We start from the raw sequence: 18,780 nt of genomic DNA, 5'->3' as shown, positions 1-18,780 counted from the left end.
ACCTCGATCACCTCTCTTTCTCATCGTTCGACAACCCAAACTCTCGTTGTTTTTTCTTCATTTCGTCATTGATTAAGCGTGTATAATTGTCGAGCGATTCCCGCGGATCATCATTGGAGATCACGACGCTGCGGAAGGCATTGTCCAGATGTCGGCCTGTAAAGTAACCGCCCGGAACTTCAGGAACGCCTCTCGTCCACTTCCATTGCTCCATGAGTGTCTTATAGTCCTTCACTTGCCATGGGAGCTGTGCCACTGCGACTTTGTTCGCCGTCTGCAGACGTCCCGCGATGCCGAACATCGCTTCCATCTGTTTGCCGTACCATGCCTGTGTATCCGAGCTCGCCCACCATTTCATAAATTGCCATGCTTCTTGCTTGTGTTCACTGCTCTTCAGCATGACCGTGCCATTCCCTGCGGAAGGGACATCGCGGCGGATTGTGCCGTCCGGCATCTTCGTGCCTGGCGTGAGCGTGAAATCCCATAAGCCTTTTAATTCCGGCGCGATCACGTTCACGAGATTAACCTTCGGATAATCGGCGATACCGATCGGCATCTCACCGCTGCGGAAGCGGTTCGTGAAATCCGTGGTCAACGGCAGCTTGTAAGTCGTATAGAGCTCCGTCCACTGCATGAATGTTTTCATGGCGATTTCGGAATCCAGTGCGCTCGTCTTTTTATCCTCAGAATAGAGACTGCCGCCTTCTTGATACAGCATCATCCCGAACGTCGGGTTGATTGGCAAGCTGCCGCTCTCCTGTACGTTGGATCCGGTCTTCACGAGCACTTGAATCGGGAAGCCGAAGATCAGATTGTGCTTCTGCAGCTCAGGCACCATCGCATAGACGTCATCCCATGTCTGCGGCACCTTCATATTCAGCTCATCCAATATATCTTTGCGGTAGAAAAGAACCGGGAAATATTCATCCATCGGCAGCGCATAGACCCCGCCATTGAATTCGAAAGGCACGAAGGAGCTCTCACTGTACTCCTTCTTCACCTCATCAAAGCCCGGATACTTCGACAAATCTTCAACGCCGCCACGAAGCGCATAGTTCAGCGGCTTCTCGTTCGATACCTGGAAGGCCACATCCGGCCCGCGTCCTGCCAGCATCGCCTGCAGCAATACGGATTCCGTCACGACTTGCAGATCGACGCCAATGCCCGTATCCGGCGTGAACGTCTCTTCGATCATTCGCTTGAGAACCTTGGCCTGATCCAGACCCAACGTGATCCATACTTTGATCTTCTTGCCTTCCTGCCCGTGCGTTGATCCGAGCTCGTTGTAGTCCGTGAAGAATGAGAGCGAGAACGTACCGACTTGATGCTTGATATTCTGCCAGAAGGTCGCGCTCGGGCTCGGCATGTTCTGGTTCGGCGAGGCTACGACGAGATAATCTATCGATAGCGGCATGAAGTTAATCGAATAGATCCATGAACCGAGGGAGCTGATATTCGATTTGAATGTCTCCAGCCTTTGCGAGACTGTACCCGGATTTTCCGCCATATCCCGCAGCTGTACCACGATCCGATTCAGCGTCGCTGTACGGTCGCTGCCGCCGCCTGTTGATTGTTCAATTTGACTTGAAATCGTACTGATGATATTCGCTTGCTTACGGAAAGAATCAATCATTTCAGGCAATTTCTTGTCCAGCTGATAGTCGCGGTATTCGTCCGGAACGGTGCCTGTAATCATGACGATTCGGCGATACAAGGTGTTCAGCTCTAGAACGCTCGATTCGATCGTTCGCAAGTAGATTGCCATTTCGCCGAGCGTCACGTCCATCCGGATTTGATGCTTGCCCTTCGTCAGGTAAAACAAGTAAGGGGTCTTACCGTCCCCGATCTCTTGCATCTCCCAATTCGTCGAGAAGTTGAAGGCCATATTCTCTACTTCTGCAAAAGGCACTTTGCCGTCAATGCGCAGCTTCCGGTAAGACGTCACGCCGCGCTGCATGCTCTGGTTATATTTCACGCCAATCTTATATAATCCGTCTTCAGGCGCTTCTACATCCCAAGATATCCACTGCCCCGCTTCCGACCAGTTGAAGGAACCGATCGTGTTCAATCGGATCTTGGACATGCTGTACGGCTCGTTGGCCGGACTGCGATCCATCATTGGAACCAGCATCGAGCTGGATTTGAGACCTGCCTTCTCTCCTTGGATTTTGATCATTGCGTCTTTCGCTTCCTTGTAGCCGTTCTGCTTATAGCTCGCTGTGACTTCTTCGTAGGATGGGACCTGATCCGGTTGGCGCAGCTTTATATAATCAATCATCATCGGCTCCTTCGCAGAGACGAGCGATATGACATGTTTTCCTTTGGAAAAATAAAACGAATACGGTTCACCATAGCGCCCATCCGAGCTGTCGATGAGCACCTCTTGCCAAGCGGGTACTTCCACTTGCGTCGTATACAAGTCGTTGTCGTTCTCATCACGAACGGTCTCGCCTGCATCCTTCCATAGCCTGCGGAATACGAGATTCTTGCTCTCTGCGAACGGATGCTTGCCATCAATCATGAACTCCCGATCCATATCCGAACCTTTGCCTTCCATGGCTTGATAACGTACCGCAACTTGATAGAGACCTTCCTCTGGCACATCAATATCCCAGGAGACAGTCCCCGATTCACCCGTCTGAATCACTTTTCCTGTTGCACCTTCAATACCATCCACGACCGATACACTCATGCCCTCCGCTCTCGCATAAGACTCACCTCGGATGATCAGCTCGCGTTCTGGTCTCTGTACCTTCGCATACTTCGCAATGTATTGGTCATAGCCATCCTTCGTGGTAGATCCGAGCTGGATCTCCGATTCCACTTCAGCTGATTTCCCCTCTGCATAATTCACCGGCGCAAGCTGTAACGTCTGCGGAGAAGCGATACATATCGCAGTGAGCAGGGCAATGATCGCCATTCGATATTTATTCTTCCGCATCAATAGGGTTCCCCTCCTATGTAATGGAAGTACCCCTAGCAGAGAGCTGCTTCGGGGTACTCGATTACATCATTTACAAGAATGTATTACTTCTTCGTCGTTACATCCATCGCTGCTTGCGCCATCGGTTTCACGCGCTGAATGGCTTGTGCAGGAGATTCCTTGCCGCTAGCAATATTCTTGAATGCTTCTTCTACGACATCCGAGAGACCAACATAAGCTTTGTAGTTGATGACTTTATACGTGCTGTCGAACATTTTCTTCATCGTATCGAGCGATTCTTTGTTCTTCATGTTCGGCTCTTCTTTTTGCAGCTGAATTTGCTTGCCCTTCTCGACATCGAACTCATAGAGCTCGCTCCATGCCGCCAGAACGGCCTTCGCATTCTTCACGCCGGATGGCACATACCACAGGTTCATCTTGTCATACGGTGTGACATAGGAAGTAGCCTTTGGACCTTTCGGGAAGAAGACATAGCCGATATCGTTCGGTTTGTCTTTGACATACCCGAGATTATCCCAGCGGTAGCCGTTCACGAATGCTTCTTCGCCGCTGCCGAAGTTGACTTCGGAATCAACAACTTTATGGACATTATACAAATCACTGAAGAACTGAATGGCTTCCATCGCATTTGGCTCATCCATCGTAATTTTGTTCGTCGTATCGTCTTCGATTTGACCTTCATTCGTCGCGATCAAGGAGAAAGCTAGGAGCTGCGGGCTATCCACGTAGAGCGGCTTCTTGCCGTTCGCTTTGACTTTCTTCAGGATGTCGAGGAACTTATCCCATGTCCATTCACCCTTCTCTTGCAGCTCGTAAGGATCAGGGAGGCCCATCTTCGTCAACATCGTCTTATCGTAAAACAAGCCATGACTTTCCGTGTATGGCAGCGTCACGCCGTATTGCTTGCCTTGGTATTTCCCGTTCGATAGCGTAACCGGGTTCTTGCCGAACGCTGGGTTATTCAAGTCAATCTTGTCGTCGATCGGTTGCACATAACCCTCAATCACCAATTTCGGGAACGCTTCGCGAAGCGGGATCATGACGATATCCGCAAATGGCTCGCCGGCTACCGATGAGGTGATTAGACGCGCATTCGTATCCTCTACGGTCACGTACTCGATTTTTGTATTGTATTTCTCTTCTACTTTCTTCTGTCTTTCCTTCTCTTCATCGTTCAAGTAGGCGTCCATCCCCCACCACTGGCCAATCCGAAGCGGCTTGCCGCCGAAATCCATGCTCTCTTCTTCCTTCGGCTCTTCTTTCGCTGGCTCGGTTGTCGTAGTCGCCGGTTCTGTCGTACCTGCTGCAGCTTCTGTCTGTTTCGCCCCGTCGGCAGGTTTCTCCGTCGCACCGTTATTGCTTGAGCACCCGACAATCGAGATGATCATCGTCAAAATGAGTATCATGGTCCATGCTTTTAATTTGTACAATTCATTTCCCCCTCGTTTTGATGTTGGCTTTACAAAAGCTTAACAATTTGTAATCGCTTACAATTTGTTTGTATTTACTATAGAACAATTTGAGCTGTTGTTGTATTCACTTATTCTCGTTGTTTTTATACATAGGAAGCCACAAAAAAACAGGGAAAACAACTCTCCCTGCATCAACATCTAATTTTTATCCATAGTAACTCTAAGATTTGTGCATACTTAAGTAATCGTTAAGCTAAATTAGCTTATTTTTACTTTGCCATATGCTCCCTAAATTGCGTTGGGGTGTGACCCGTAATTTTTTTGAACATCCGCGTAAAATAAAAATAGTCCTGGTACCCTACTTTTTCGGCAATCTCCGTCACTCTCAAATTTGTCTGCTCCAATAGATTGCATGCATTATTGATTCGGAGCCTTGTCATATAAGAGGTGAACGTCTCGCCGACTTCTTTTTTGAACAGCTGGCTTAAATAGTTCGGGTTGATGTAGTATTTTTGCGTGAGGCTCTGAATCGTAATCGTGCTCCGATAATTCTCATGGACATATTGCAGGATCGACATGAATGTCTCGTTCGTCGTCTCTTTTGTCTCATATTCAGGCTTTCTACGGCTCAATTTCATCGATAACGATCTTAAATATACATTCATTTCCGATACATTCTCGAATGTATCCATAAGCTGCTCATAGCCCATGACCATCTGCTCCTGCTGATCCTCATCTAAAATATAGAGGAACGATAGCGTGACATTGTATAAGCGAAGCGCATCTTTGATCGTATACCCTTCTTGCTGCAGTAACCCACTGACCTCGTCCGAGAGCTGTCCTAACGCCGTGTAGTCTTGATTCGCGATCGCCGCGCCAATCTTCTTGAACGTCTCCTTCAGCACACCTCGCGAGGCCGGATTCCACCGATATACCCCCGCATGCCCTGTCATAAAATATTGATTCGAGAGCAGTGTCGCATGCTCCAGCTCCTTGCTAAGGATCGCGTAGTCATCAATAATACCGCTAACACCAATCCCCCGAACACCCTCCGGCAGCTGCGTCTCCAGCTCTGACAGGACAGCCTCCAGCTGGTCATGAGCCATCATGTACAGCATTTTGGATTTGCCGATACGAATCCGAATCACATCCAGATGGACGAAAGGATCGCCTTCGCACGTACACACCATCAGTCCCGCCGCCTGTCCCCTATCCATGTGCAGTCCGCGGCTCTCGAGCGCTAGCTTGATTTTCTCCAAGCTGTCTTCATTGTTGTCGGCCAGCAGCTGGATGAGCGTCTCGGAACGATCACGCTCCATATTTAGCGTCTTCCTTAGTTTCTTGAGCAGGTTCGCAATTTCCTCATCATCGTAAGGCTTAAGGCAATACGCTGTCGCGCCATAATTCAAAGCCCGCTGCGCATAAGCAAATTCCGCATAACCACTCACAACGACGAATTTCGGGAGGACGGGGAGCTCGGACCCCTTCTTAATCAATTCAAGTCCATTCATCCCCGGCATACGAATATCGGTAAAGACGACGTCTGGCTTCAAGTCCCGCATGCATTGTAGTGCTTCCAGCCCGTTGTATGCCTCGCCTACAACCTCGAATCCGTACTGCTGCCAATCTACGCTTACCTTCAGACTCTCTACGACCCAGCTCTCGTCATCGACGATGAACACGCTATATCTGTCCATGTTCCTTCCCCCTCGTTGGCATCAGTAATTGAATCTGTGTACCTTCCCCATAAGTGCTATCGATCGACAGTCCATAGGGATGGCCATACGTCAGCTTAATTCGATTATTCACATTGGCAAGTCCGATACTGGAAATTTGCGGTTCCTCTGGATCTCGCTCCGTATTCTCGTATTGATTCAGCGCACACTGAACCTGGCGCAGTCGGCCGGGTGCAATTCCTAGACCATCATCTTCCACTGTTATGACGAGTTCCTGCCGCTCGTTCAGAACACTTCGAACCGTCAAATTTCCTTGATCCTCTTTCAGCTCCAGTCCGTGAAATACGGCATTCTCCACCAGCGGCTGAAGAATCATCTTCGGAATCTGGCACATCCATGTGTCCTCTGCGATCGCATAATGGACCTGGAATCGATCCCCGAATCGAATTTGCTGAATCTGAATGTACGACTCGACGATGCCCATCTCCGTCTTGAGCGACACCGTGTCTCCTCCTTTGATGCTGTACCTGAAAATCTGACCTAAAGCTTTGGCGATCTCTCGAATTTCATGCGCGCCTTTCACCGCTGCCATCCCTTTGACCATTTCGAGCGTATTATATAGAAAATGCGGATTGATCTGACTGCGCAAGAACGACAGCTCCGACTTCCTCTTCTCCAGCTCCGCTTCATAGAGCATCGCATTCGTCTCTAAGAGCTGCCGCGTCAATGTATCTACTTCGTCCAACATATTGTTCAGCCCGTTCGACATCACCGTAATTTCCGCATAGCCTTGCAAATGGATGCGATTTTTGAGCGTATCGAGGTCCCCTCGTTTGATGTTATTAATGAAGGCCATCAGCTTCTTCAGCGGGTTCAAGATGTTGCTGATGACGAGCTTGAACAAGATGAACATCATCACAGCCCCGATCATAAGAATAATCAGCTCCAGCCTTCGGATTGTCGATATATCACGCAGAAGCTCGTCCTCGGGCATGATGCTGATGATCGCGCTGTTGATTTCCGGCAAATCTTCTGTCTGTACAATATATTTGGTCCCATTCAATTCAACACTTCCCGATTTTCCAGGCCGTACCTCGCTCGTAATCATCGCATTCAGCACACTGCCGACCTCATTCGGATCATTGCTGGAGAAAATTTTATTGTCCCGATCCACCAAATACGACTGCATCGCGTATTGCTTCGAATTCGAACCGAACGAACCAATTAACGCTTTGGGGTCAATCACGAAGAATAACGTCCCGATCACCGACGTGAACCTGTCCCCTGACTGAAACGATTTGATCTTCATCCCGACGAGCAGACTGTTCTCCACTTGATAAGCCCCTTCAAAATGCTGCAAGCCAAAATAATGAATGGAGTCCTTCGGAGAGAGTCTATCCGTAAACGGCGCCGTCCACCGCTTCCCACCGAACAGATCATACGAACGTCCATTCTCGCCATGAATCACGATATCCAGAATGCCTTCCTTGAGCGTCGTCATATTAATAAGCAGACTGTTCATCCGCTTGGAATAGCCGTAGACTTGCACCTTGTTCTCTTCAATCAGAAAATTCTGCACGTCTTGGTTATACGCAATATTGGTCATGAGCCGATCGATCACATCCCGGTTCGCATGCACCGTCTCTTTGATCTGCGCGCTCATCGCTTTCGTATACTGTTCGTTATTGCTACTGATAATGCTGGACATTTGAACATACGTCGTCATAATGATGAACAACAACACCGCTGTAATGAGCAGTGCGATGAACAGCAGCTGCGAACGAATCGATAGTTTACGATAAAAGACCACCGCTTGTCCCCCTAAGCGTTACACGAAATGCATCTGGTAGCATCTATTATTGATATCTTATCATAAATATTGCCATATGTTGGGGCGAAACTATTTACTCCTTCAAACTTTTCCATTACTATTTTTTTAATAGCGTAAATTTAAGGGGTGATGGAATGGTCCGTATCAAAAATTACGTCATACTGCTGCTCACTGCCCTATTCATCATGACGGTTACGGGATGCGAGGAGACAGAAGACGCCGTGGCGCCGTCAGCTGAGCCCGCATCCGGGATCGGCAACCACCTCACCATCTCCATCTCCTTCTGGGACATCGGCAGAGACTTCGAGAAGAAAGATGCCGTGCTGCAGAAGCTCGAACACGACTTCAATATTACTTTTAAGCCAATTCAAGTGAGCCAGACTGACTACGAGGAGAAATTCAAAGTATGGGCCGCTTCAGGCAATTTCCCCGATTTATTCGCCCATTCCCTCGTCATTAACTCACCCGGCATCTATGCCGACTGGATCAAACAAAATCTCATTCGGCCGCTGCCGAGCGATCTATCGAAATATCCCAATGTCTATAAAGTTGCGCAAATTCCCGATACGCTCGCGCTGCGCCGTGATAAGAAATTATATATGCTGCCGCGCATCGCGTATCCGACCAATGATCTGTGGATGCTGGAACGTGTCGTATTCGTCCGTAAAGACTGGATGGATCAACTGCATCGCATCGATCCGCGCAATTTCGAAGAGTTCGCAACACTGCTCGAATCGTTCACCAAAGATGATCCGGATGGCAACGGCCTGCATGATACCGTGGGGCTGACGGCCGCAAGCATGAACTATCTCTCTTGGGTATTCAGTCCGACCTTCCCGCAATTCGCCGCAAATCAGTGGGTGCAGGAGGATAATCGGTGGATTCCATATTACGCCTCGCAGAAAATGGAGCAGGTTGCATCGCAATTCCGTCAATTATATGAGAGCGGCGGGCTAGATCCGAACTTCTTCCTCATGAAGGAAGATGACGCGATCGCCAAGTTCACGCAAGGAAAAGCAGGAGCACTCGCCTATAAGGGAACGCCAGAGAGCATGAGCAAGCTGGTTGCACTGTGGAACAAATCGAATCCGAACCAGGACTTCTATGATGCGGTGAAAATCTTGCATTTGTGGCCTGCGGATGATGGAAATCGCTACTTCTATGTTGCACCTACCTACGCGACCGAGAGTTACTTCAGCTCCGCTATCAGCGATGAGAAAATGGATCGCATCATGCAGCTCTATGATTATCTCCTCTCACCCGAAGGAAGAAAATTAATGCAGTACGGGATTGAAGGAAAAGATTATGTAGAGAACGACGATCAGATTGTGATTACGCGGCCCCGTGAAGCGTCAGGACAACCGATCAGCATTCAGAAGCTGTACCCTTCAACCAATACCTTGCATTCGCTTGCTTCATGGGGGCTGGAGCGAACCTATCGTCTCGACGAAATGAACAAAATCAATTATGGAGAGCGGAATATTCTCGCTTGTCTCGAGGAGATGCGCTGGCTGCTGAACAATGCAAGGGCCACCCCATTCAAATATTCGATCATCTCGCTATCAACGCCGCACAAAGACGACCTCAGTGCTGCGATTAATCCGCTGGAAGATCTGACGGAAGTCGTGCTGAGCAAGGACGATCCTATCCAACTTTGGCGGGAGAATGTCAAGACCTATAATCAAATGGGGTTACAGCAAGCGATCCGCGAAGTGAACGAGAAGCTGCTGCACCCGGATTCTTAACAACATCCACACATAAAAAAGTAAATACAAAAAAACCACCCTGTGCATCCCTCTTCAGAAGAGAGATACAGGGTGGTTGTCATGTACGTTAGTTCCTTGCAGCAATGGATACAGCATTCTTCGAGAATCCGAATCCGACGACCCATGTAATCATCTTGCCTGCGATACTCACAGCCAAAATGGTATACAGCGTCTCTGCAATTGGTAAGTATACGAGTGATAATAATAGCACGACAGCATCCAATATAAAGAACATGGTTCCGACCGTAAAACCTGACCATTTACTTAAGAATAACGCGAGAATATCATCCCCGCCTGTTGCTCCGCCGAATCGAATAACGATCCCGGCACCGAATCCGGTTATTACCCCGGCAAGCACCGCTGCGACGAGCATATAATTCTTCAAGTCAATTACAAGTGGTGAGAACTGCTCAAAAATGTCGTAAAACACGGAAAGGGAAACTGCCGCAATCACTGTATTCAGTAAGAACTTGCGCCCTTTCACGAACATGGCGACGATGAAAATTGGAATGTCGAGCATCAGCATCGTCACGGCTGGCGACCAGTCAAAGGCGTACTTGCCCAGCAACGCTAGACCTACGAACCCGCCTTCCGCCAAATTGTTCTGAAAATTAATGTGATAATAACAAAATGCCATTAAAAACGTACCGACTAACATCATAGCGACTTGTTGCAACTGTTGAATCCGTTCTTCTTTTCTCCTCATTGTCGTTCCCTCTTAACATCATTGGTTTGGGTTTAGCTTTCCAACCAACGATGAGGGAGCTCGCCTGAGGCTTCGTCCTTCGCACCATCATACGTTACACGCTTCTTTCATAGTTGGTTGGTCATTCGAACTTGTCGACGTGTAAACTTCCAACTATGACGCTAAGTGTAGGAGAGATCATAACGTTTCCAGACTGTCCTTTGGGAATTCGTCCTTCGGGGACACATGGTATCCTGATCCTTTCTGATTTAGATTTTAAAGCTCATCTGCCATCATTATACCACAGATCCATTTTTTCAGGAAGGCGAAATTGTCAGACAATTCTGAAGCTTGTTTGTTCACAAGACGTTCTATTTTTCGTGTGCGCGAAATCACATTTGCTAGTATAGGTGCCAACTATACTTAGAACAATACGTGTGACATATATCACGAAAAGAGGTTGTTACCATGTTAAATCCATCGACAATTGCCATCATTAAATCTACTGTTCCTGTCCTCGAGGTTCACGGGACAGCCATTACGAAACGGTTCTACGAGCTGCTATTCACGAATCATCCTGAACTATTAAATATTTTCAATCATGCGAATCAACGTCAAGGCAAACAATCCGGTGCACTCGCCAATGCGGTCTATGCGGCTGCAGCGAACATTGATCGGCTCGAGCAGATCATTCCCGTCGTTAAGCAAATCGGACATAAGCACCGCGCGCTCGGTATCAAGCCGGAACATTATCCGATTGTCGGCGAACATCTATTAATCGCGATCAAAGATGTGCTCGGCGACGCTGCAACCGATGAGATTATCGGCGCTTGGGCTGAAGCATACGGCGTAATCGCCGACGCATTCATCGGCGTCGAAGCAGAGATGTACGCGCAAGCAGCGGGACAGCTCGGCGGCTGGGACGGCTTCCGCAAGTTCATCGTAACGCGCAAAGAGCAGGAGAGCAGCGTGATTACGTCATTCTATCTCAGACCTGCCGATGGTCAGGCGATCGCCTCCTTCTTGCCTGGACAATACATTACCGTTCGTGCTAACGTACCTGGCAGTGCGAACACGCATCTGCGGCACTACAGTTTATCGGATGCGCCTGGGCTAAGCTATTACCGTATCACAGTTAAAAGAGAAGCCGGAACCGAACCGCAGCAGCCTGCCGGCATCGTCTCGAACTATCTGCATGATCAAGTCCATGTGGGAGATGCACTCGACATTAGCGCGCCAGCTGGCGATTTCACGATTGACCCAGCGAATGGCAGCGATGCGCCTGTCGTGCTCATCAGCGGAGGCGTTGGACTCACGCCGATGGTGAGTATGCTGAATACGATCGCTGCGCAGCAGCCAGACCGGTCAGTAACCTATATTCACGCTGCGATCAATAGCGAATTGCATGCGATGCGAGACCACGTGACGGCGCTAACCGAACAGCTTGCGCCGTTGACATCCTATGTATGCTACGCCTCACCGATCGCGGGCGACCGCTGTGATCATGAAGGCCTGATCGATGCTGCATGGCTGCAATCGATCCTCCCAGCAGCGACGCTCCATACGGGCGAGTTCTACTTCTGCGGACCGACGCCATTCATGAAAGCTGTTAACCATGCATTGAAACAGCTAGGCGTGAGTCCAGATCGCATTCATTATGAATTCTTCGGACCTGCTGGCAGCTTGGAAGCCTAAAGATCTGTATGGATATAAGAAAGAGGCCTTGTTGTCTTCATGACAATAAGGCCTCTTGAATGTTGTTCATCCTATGTTCGTAGGCGTCTTGGTTATCCTTGACTGCGCAGTAAGCGGTTGATCGTCTCACGGCGTACGCCAATCAGTTGTCCGATCTCCTCCTGCGTTAACAAATCCGTTAGCGTCTCGTTCTTGGCATAGCTGGACATCCATTCTTCCAACAGCTTCAGTCGTTCTCCTGGCGTACCAATCGTCAGATGATCAATACGCTGTTGCATGAATCGCAGCTTCTCCTGCAGCATTTTGGCAATGGATAGAGCTTTGTCCGGATTCTCTTCCAGCTCCTTATACCACGCCTCTGCCGAAATCAATTCCACCTCGCTGGTTACGATCGCTGTTGCGGTTCCGTGAAAATCCTTTGGTGTAATCAATGAATGATGCGGAACAATTTCACCTGGATACAGGATGTTGAACAGCACCTGATTCCCATTTGGATGAATACGCGTCACTTTGAAAATGCCGCTCTTAATATGATACAAATGTTCCCCCGAATCACCTTGTCGGAACAAAATATCTCCTTTATGTACAATCATGCCGCTCTCTCCCACTTTCATTATCCCTCACCTTATGATAACCAATGACAAGCTAGCCAGCAACCGCTTCCTGCCGCTGCCAAAAATTGTTGTTGTCATACGAATATTTGTTCGCTATTATGAATATAATAAGAACAGGTGTTCGAAATAGGTTTTAACATTCTAAGCATAGGAAGTGTTCGCGATGAAATCTGTTCCCCTCCAGACCGAGGTTGATTTCACACTCGTTAAGCAGTATATTCTCCTCCCCATTGTGCTCGATGTATTGGAACGAGATATGCAGACCCTGGGAATGGCGCCGCTCAAGATGCCGTCCATCTATGTTCGCAATTTGCAGCAAGTACAACGCCAAGTGCACGAAGACCTCGTACGGATTCGGAAGCAGCTCCGCGCCCATGGCCTCAAGGTCTACGAAGAGAAACGAACGAAGTCCGGCGTCGAGGTCCTCTATGTATGTCGTGGATACCATCACACGTTCTCCATGTTATGGAGCTTGATCAAGGCTGAGATTGAGCGTTATTTGAGCGAATACATGAATGTGGATTTGGATATGGAGATGTGAGTGCAGGAACTCAGGATAATTCCATCCTGATCGGGAAAATATAATTCATGATGAACATCACCATACTAATGCATCGAGGTGTTGACACATGAAGAAATATATTGCCTTAACCGCATTATTGCTGGCGGCAGGATGTACTTCCCCGAACGGAAATATGTCGACGAAGCAAGTAGCACCGGGAACACGTATTGAGACGCACTCCCACACGAAAATTCCGAAAACGCTGAAGACACAGGCTTCATCCACAGCTACTCCTGGCGCGCGGAAACCGGTTAGAATTCAACAGTCGCCTGGAGCACCGATGAAATGGATCGTTGTCGGGGAATCGCCGTCACAGTATCCAGCCAATCGGTATCCTGTGACGCCAAATCCGGTACAAACTCCAGTACAGAACCCAACAGCACCAACGACGCCAACAACGCCAGTTCAGAATCCAACGCAAAATCCTAGCAAAAGTCCAAATAATCAGACTCCATCCAACTCTCAGCAGTTCGATCAAGAGGTTCTGCGGCTTGTGAATGAACAACGCGCCAGCGCGGGATTAAATGCCCTAACGATGGATGCGAATTTATCCAAAATGGCGCTCGTGAAAGCGCAAGATATGATCCAGAACAACTATTTCGATCACAATTCACCAACGTATGGATCCCCCTTCGATATGATGAAGAAATTCGGCATCACTTTTAATTCAGCTGGCGAGAACATTGCCAAAGGTCAGACGACACCAAGCCAAGTCATGAACGATTGGATGAACAGTGAAGGCCACAGAGCCAATATCTTGGGCAGCAGCTTCACCAAAATCGGTATCGGCTTTTACAACAATGCGTGGGTCCAAGAATTTACCGGATAACAGAACATGCTGCCCGAATAGGCAGCATGTTTTTTACTTATTCTGTTTACCGTCACCCTTAACGAATAGGAATATAGTCATCGTTGTAATCAAATTGATAGCTATTGTCTATACGGATATAGCCCAAGATGCAATGCGAACGATCCCTGCTCAAAACGCTAGAATAATTCTGGTTATCTTTATTCCCCTCGGCTACTACGATTTCATCGTCGTTGCATGCTAGGATAATACCGATGTGATCATGAGAATCTGCAGATAGCAGCTTTTCATAAATTACGATATCCCCGCGTTGAGGAGCAAATCCATCATGTTTATCCATATGAAAAAATCCGGTTTCAGGTAATTGGGACCATTCCAACCAAGCTCCTACGCCAGCAAGCCGATACATAGCATTCGGATATCGAATCGGTAGTAGAAATCCAACTTGCATGCAACAGTAATATACAAATGCAGCACACCACCTGCGCTGAAGAACATTATAAATATCCTCGTCCGGCCAATATTTACAGATTTCTCGATATCGTTGATCCTCAGGTACACCGATGATGTTCTCACGAGCCAGCGCCTCTGCAGTATCAGCCAGCTTCCTGCGGCGATCCACGTCCTGAAGAATTGTTTTCTCCTGGGTCAACATCCCACCCGTACACTGCATGGCATAAGCATCCTTGAGGATATCTGTGTATGGGCCACGAGTACGATATGGGTCGTCCCGATAAAAAATAGCCTGTAATATGATTGTAAGCTCTTCATCAGTAAACATGTTCAAAGTTCTCAGCAAAGGCCGAACCGTATCTGCGCTGTTAAGACCGGGAAACTCGCTCACTCCTGTTTTATAAAAATAATAATCGTGGAGGAGGCCACTAACGGCTGCAATCTCCTGATTCAGTCCCCTTTTCTTCGCGAGTAACGAGGCACAGTTAGATGCACCGTACAGATGGACATATGCTGCCTGTCTTCGTTCTGCACTTTGTATGGATATGATCATTTCTTCAACAAGAGCACGAACACGATCAAGTCGTATATTTACTCCATTACTGTTCACAAGTGTTCCCCCTTGCGCGAACTAACCTAAAACAGGACTTTCTTTGTAGTGGCTAATATCGCCATGCAACAGGATTTTTGATTGATTCAGCTCCAACTCAATCTTACATAGACAGGCCGGATAGATATACGGTGGATTCCAAATATCCTTCATCGGTCGATTCTCGAAATAGGCCATAAGCAATTTTACAACAACGGTATGGGTTACAATGAGTATGGATCTTCCTTGGTTCATATTAATCATTTCGTGTAATTGATGTAATGCACGATTAGACACGTCTTTGAACGTTTCACTATGCTGCACTTGAAACTCCGCGGGATCATGCCAAAAATTCTGAAATTGATCCGGAGATAACCCCTTTACTTCATCTTGGCGTTTGCCTTCCCACACACCCAAATGAATTTCTTTTAAATCATCGCTTTCATATATATCGATTTCTCTTGTACCTTTAATAATTTCAGCGGTTTTGCGTGCTCTAGGACTTGAACTTGAATAAATAACGTCTATGGGCTCATTCTGAAGAGATTCCCCTAACCATTGCGCCTGCTTGATCCCTAATTCAGTTAATGGTGAATCTTGATGTCCTTGTAATTTATGCAGTACATTCCATTCTGTTTGCCCATGCCTTACTAAGAAAATTGTAGTCTTATTCTTCATCTAAAAAATCCATTCCTTTCAAAAATTTTTCCATCTCTCGAATTGTCTGCAGATAGGGCTGATTATCCATGTTCCCATAATTAAAAAATCCATGCCCCAGTCCTTCAAATGGAACTAAAATTGATAGATTTCCGTGGTCGACCATATTGCTAGTAAAATCAATTACTTCTTGAATAGGTATATTCACGTCATCCGTGCCATGAAAAAACAAACTCGGAGGCAAGTTGGCCTTCACTTTCGTAACCGGGGACGCAGCTAACAAAGGCTCCTCTAATGCAGGAAAAAGATCGATGAGCATCTTCGCATCTACGCCGCCATTAAATATGATCAATGCATCCGGTTGAGCGCTTATCCGTTCATTATCGCCCGGATCATTACATTGATCAATCATGGCAGCACATAGGCACAGATACCCTCCGGCAGAGGCGCCGGCCGCGACGACCTTATTCGGGTGAACGCCAAGATCTCTTGCATTCTCCCTTGTCCATCGAATGGCTGACTTTGCATTCATAATACTATCCATTGGAGAGAAGCGTCCCTCCACCTCAAGTGGCCGATATTCCGCAAGAATAGTAACCATCCCCAGCGACGCAAAATGCAGAGCATGTTGTTGAAACTGCCTTGGCGTGACCTTATTATTCGTAAAGCCTGCACCGTGAAAGAATATTATTGCAGGACAATGAATGCTTGGTATCTTCGGTCGTGTGATATAAAGTTTAAGATTTTGATACGGCTCTGATTTCTTATAACAAAAGATTAACGGATCTTCCAAATGAATCATCCCTTAAAATCAGTTTTATAGCACCAACCTAAATCAAAAATCACGATAAATGTATAGTTATATTCCTTTCTGTAATTTCCCATGTATTTAATCGCCTCTCAACCGTATGTATACTTGTATTATCAATTGGGAAGAAAGAAGATTTATTGGTCCATTCCTCTCCAAGTAGAACATAATACAAGACGTTGATGACACCCCCATGTGTTACTAACAATACATTCGTGTCTTTCTCTTGGGTTTCTAGCATCGTACATAAGCTATCAAATGCTGTCCTAATTCTGTTATAAAAATGTAATGGAGTTTCGCCTCCTGGAAAAGGGGTCTCCATCTGAAGCGTGTTAAAGTAAAGCCCAGGATAATTTTCTTCGGCCTCTTTATGGGACATCCCAGCAAGTACCCCGTTATTCATTTCTCTCCACGCTTCCGTATACGTGGCCTGTACTTTAAGGATTTGTTCAATTTCTCTTGTCGTTTCAACAGCGCGTGCTAGATCGCTGCTCAGAATTGTATTTATACGATATTGGTCAGAATGCTCTTGTAGATACGCTGCAAGTTTCCTTGATTGAAGGATGCCTAGTTCAACTAATCCCCTATGACTCCAACCGCCGCGAAAACCATCTTCATCCAGACCGTGTCTTACTAGAAAAATTTTCATTGTTATTTCCCCACCTGAGTATTTTGTTTCATTTTTCATTCATCATCTTTTTTACAATAGTGCCATGTTTAAGTACTTCTTCAATTCATCCCGCCATCTCTCATCTTCTTTCCAAGTGTTCAAGAACCATGACATATATCGGAAGCCCAAATACCGTGAAGCAATCGTATAGTGCAATTTAAATTTTTCTTCTGAGAGATTTAAGCCCTCTTCATTTAATACATCTCTATAATTCTCTGCTTGCGTGATTTCTCTAAATCGAAGTGCTGCATCTAAATATAAGGAACCGTAATGTGCCTCTTCCCAATCAATAAAAAAAACATCCTGGTTCTTGTAAACTAATGTGTTCCCTGGATGTAAATCATTATGAATAAGGGTATGGGATCCTTCATCTCGGAGAACCCGCTCCATATCTTCGACGATATGCTCTACGGATTTATTAATCTCCGAAATGTAATGCCCGAATTGGTGTTTAAAATCCGCATCATTTTGGGCATTGTCCCAGCTAGGTCTCCATTTCTCATGGAGAACGGATTCAATGTATTTCGTGCTTACACGCGGAAGCCAACTCAATTCATGCGCTTTATTGAAATTGACTGAGTGGATGTGTGCCAGTGCGAACCGTTCTTTGTTTTGAAGCAGTTCCATATCCAGATTGCTGTAATCTGTTTCATAATCTATATCCTGCATACAAAGATATTCTCTATGGCTGCTCTCCAAATTGTACGTATAACTAAAAGGCACATTAGCGAACTGATCTTGGAGTCGATACATCACACGTCTTTCTCTCCAAGTAGCTTTCTTTGATATAAGATTAATCTTACTGTGATGATGATTGTTCCTTAACTCTATTTCATGTCTTCTAAGTGCAACGGCGGACACGCCATGAGCTATATCGTGATCTTTAATACTCAAAATTTCAGCATGCGGTGAAATGAAACGAGCAACGGTCATTTGAATAGTACGCCTAAGATCTGAAGCCATATCTCCTCCATGATTCAATTTAATTAAACAACGTATTTATAATAATCTCTGCACATTCTTCTGGTGTGTTCAAACTGGTATCGACCGTGCAACAATATTGAATGTTTTCAGCCATTATTTCACTCTGCCGATCTGACTGATCTGCTGTTCTATCACCGCGCTCAATATTGCGTTTGCGACATATATCCAAAGGACAGAATACCTCAACGATCTCCAACGGATATCCCTTAAAAATAGCTTTGACTTTATTATAATGCGGCTTTAACTCTGGTCTTTCGACAAGGATCCCATCAATTAAAATATGCTTACCGTGATCTGAGAATAGTCTTGCTGTGTGATACATCATGATAACGACTTCACTTAAATGCTGCCAATAATCTTCATGCAGATGTTTTTCGCCTATCATTTGTTCAAACAGGTCATTGGCAACGACATAAAAAAATGGTTCGGAGTAGGATTGCAAGGCATCGACAATAGAAGTTTTACCCGAGCTGGTTACGCCATTCAAAAAGATAATTTTCCCTTTATCCATCGCCCCGTCCTCCTTCACATGGTTATTTTCTTGCCTCGAAAAACAGAAAAAGGGGTATTTTCATTCTTCGGTGATAGGTCTCAACGTTCTCAAAATTCTCTTCCCTTGGCCTCGA

The 18,780-nt window shown here is 46.7% G+C and carries 16 protein-coding genes; 4 read left to right on the top strand and 12 right to left on the bottom strand.

Going from position 1 to position 18,780, the window contains the following annotated elements; all coding sequences use genetic code 11:
• Positions 1-7 precede the first annotated feature (7 nt).
• The 4 genes from GCU39_RS04360 to GCU39_RS04345 all read right to left on the bottom strand — a co-directional run bounded on the left by GCU39_RS04360 (position 8) and on the right by GCU39_RS04345 (position 7,842).
• Positions 8-2,941, bottom strand: a complete 2,934-nt coding sequence (locus GCU39_RS04360; RefSeq protein WP_152392381.1) for an extracellular solute-binding protein — start codon at positions 2,939-2,941, stop codon at positions 8-10.
• 86 nt (positions 2,942-3,027) lie between these two features.
• Positions 3,028-4,374, bottom strand: a complete 1,347-nt coding sequence (locus GCU39_RS04355) for an ABC transporter substrate-binding protein (protein ID WP_152392380.1) — start codon at positions 4,372-4,374, stop codon at positions 3,028-3,030.
• A gap of 251 nt (positions 4,375-4,625) precedes the next feature.
• Positions 4,626-6,053: a response regulator transcription factor gene (locus GCU39_RS04350; protein ID WP_152392379.1), complete on the bottom strand. Its 1,428-nt coding sequence runs from the start codon at positions 6,051-6,053 to the stop codon at positions 4,626-4,628.
• Positions 6,040-7,842, bottom strand: a complete 1,803-nt coding sequence (locus tag GCU39_RS04345; protein ID WP_152392378.1) for a sensor histidine kinase — start codon at positions 7,840-7,842, stop codon at positions 6,040-6,042. Before GCU39_RS04345 ends, GCU39_RS04350 begins: the two co-directional genes overlap by 14 nt.
• Positions 7,843-7,997: 155 nt before the next feature.
• Between GCU39_RS04345 and GCU39_RS04340 the strand changes: the two genes are divergently transcribed.
• Positions 7,998-9,608: an extracellular solute-binding protein gene (locus GCU39_RS04340; RefSeq protein WP_152392377.1), complete on the top strand. Its 1,611-nt coding sequence runs from the start codon at positions 7,998-8,000 to the stop codon at positions 9,606-9,608.
• Between the two features lie 88 nt (positions 9,609-9,696).
• On the opposite strand, the gene GCU39_RS04335 is transcribed toward GCU39_RS04340, so the two are convergent.
• Entirely contained in the window at positions 9,697-10,335 is a 639-nt protein-coding gene (locus tag GCU39_RS04335; RefSeq protein WP_152392376.1) for a YitT family protein, read from the bottom strand.
• A 447-nt stretch (positions 10,336-10,782) separates the two neighbouring features.
• Between GCU39_RS04335 and hmpA the strand changes: the two genes are divergently transcribed.
• A complete protein-coding gene (gene hmpA, locus GCU39_RS04330; RefSeq protein ID WP_152392375.1) occupies positions 10,783-12,009 on the top strand; it encodes an NO-inducible flavohemoprotein in 1,227 nt (408 codons plus the stop codon).
• A 92-nt stretch (positions 12,010-12,101) separates the two neighbouring features.
• Here hmpA and GCU39_RS04325 read toward each other — a convergent pair whose 3' ends face one another.
• Positions 12,102-12,602, bottom strand: coding sequence for a Crp/Fnr family transcriptional regulator (locus tag GCU39_RS04325; protein WP_152392374.1), 501 nt, complete (start codon positions 12,600-12,602; stop codon positions 12,102-12,104).
• Positions 12,603-12,786: 184 nt separating this feature from the next.
• Here GCU39_RS04325 and GCU39_RS04320 point away from each other — a divergent pair, with 184 nt between their 5' ends.
• Both GCU39_RS04320 and GCU39_RS04315 read left to right on the top strand, forming a co-directional pair.
• The gene (locus tag GCU39_RS04320) at positions 12,787-13,164 is read left to right on the top strand and encodes a YhjD family protein (RefSeq protein WP_152392373.1); all 378 of its coding nucleotides are present in this window, start codon (positions 12,787-12,789) and stop codon (positions 13,162-13,164) included.
• 88 nt (positions 13,165-13,252) lie between these two features.
• Positions 13,253-14,014, top strand: coding sequence for a CAP domain-containing protein (locus tag GCU39_RS04315; protein WP_152392372.1), 762 nt, complete (start codon positions 13,253-13,255; stop codon positions 14,012-14,014).
• 58 nt (positions 14,015-14,072) lie between these two features.
• On the opposite strand, the gene GCU39_RS04310 is transcribed toward GCU39_RS04315, so the two are convergent.
• From GCU39_RS04310 to GCU39_RS04285, 6 genes are read right to left on the bottom strand one after another with little or no spacing between them, the layout of a single operon-like run.
• Positions 14,073-15,056 (bottom strand): CHAP domain-containing protein, encoded by a 984-nt coding sequence (locus tag GCU39_RS04310; protein WP_227793439.1) that lies wholly within the window; start codon positions 15,054-15,056, stop codon positions 14,073-14,075.
• 21 nt (positions 15,057-15,077) lie between these two features.
• Complete coding sequence (locus tag GCU39_RS04305; protein ID WP_152392371.1) at positions 15,078-15,713, bottom strand: histidine phosphatase family protein; 636 nt, start codon at positions 15,711-15,713, stop codon at positions 15,078-15,080.
• Positions 15,703-16,485: an alpha/beta hydrolase gene (locus tag GCU39_RS04300; protein ID WP_193726763.1), complete on the bottom strand. Its 783-nt coding sequence runs from the start codon at positions 16,483-16,485 to the stop codon at positions 15,703-15,705. The genes GCU39_RS04305 and GCU39_RS04300 overlap by 11 nt, the downstream gene beginning before the upstream one ends.
• A 49-nt stretch (positions 16,486-16,534) precedes the next feature.
• Positions 16,535-17,188 carry a histidine phosphatase family protein gene (locus tag GCU39_RS04295; protein WP_227793438.1) on the bottom strand — a complete coding sequence of 218 codons (654 nt, stop codon included), beginning with the start codon at positions 17,186-17,188 and terminating at the stop codon, positions 16,535-16,537.
• Between the two features lie 12 nt (positions 17,189-17,200).
• Positions 17,201-18,133 (bottom strand): aminoglycoside phosphotransferase family protein, encoded by a 933-nt coding sequence (locus tag GCU39_RS04290; protein WP_152392369.1) that lies wholly within the window; start codon positions 18,131-18,133, stop codon positions 17,201-17,203.
• A gap of 19 nt (positions 18,134-18,152) precedes the next feature.
• Complete coding sequence (locus GCU39_RS04285; RefSeq protein ID WP_152392368.1) at positions 18,153-18,665, bottom strand: phosphotransferase-like protein; 513 nt, start codon at positions 18,663-18,665, stop codon at positions 18,153-18,155.
• Positions 18,666-18,780 lie beyond the last annotated feature (115 nt).

This window comes from Paenibacillus guangzhouensis (genome assembly GCF_009363075.1).
GTDB lineage: Bacteria > Bacillota > Bacilli > Paenibacillales > Paenibacillaceae > Paenibacillus_K > Paenibacillus_K guangzhouensis.
The sequence above is the reverse complement of the archived record's forward strand: the minus strand, read 5'-3'. Positions and strand labels throughout refer to the sequence as shown.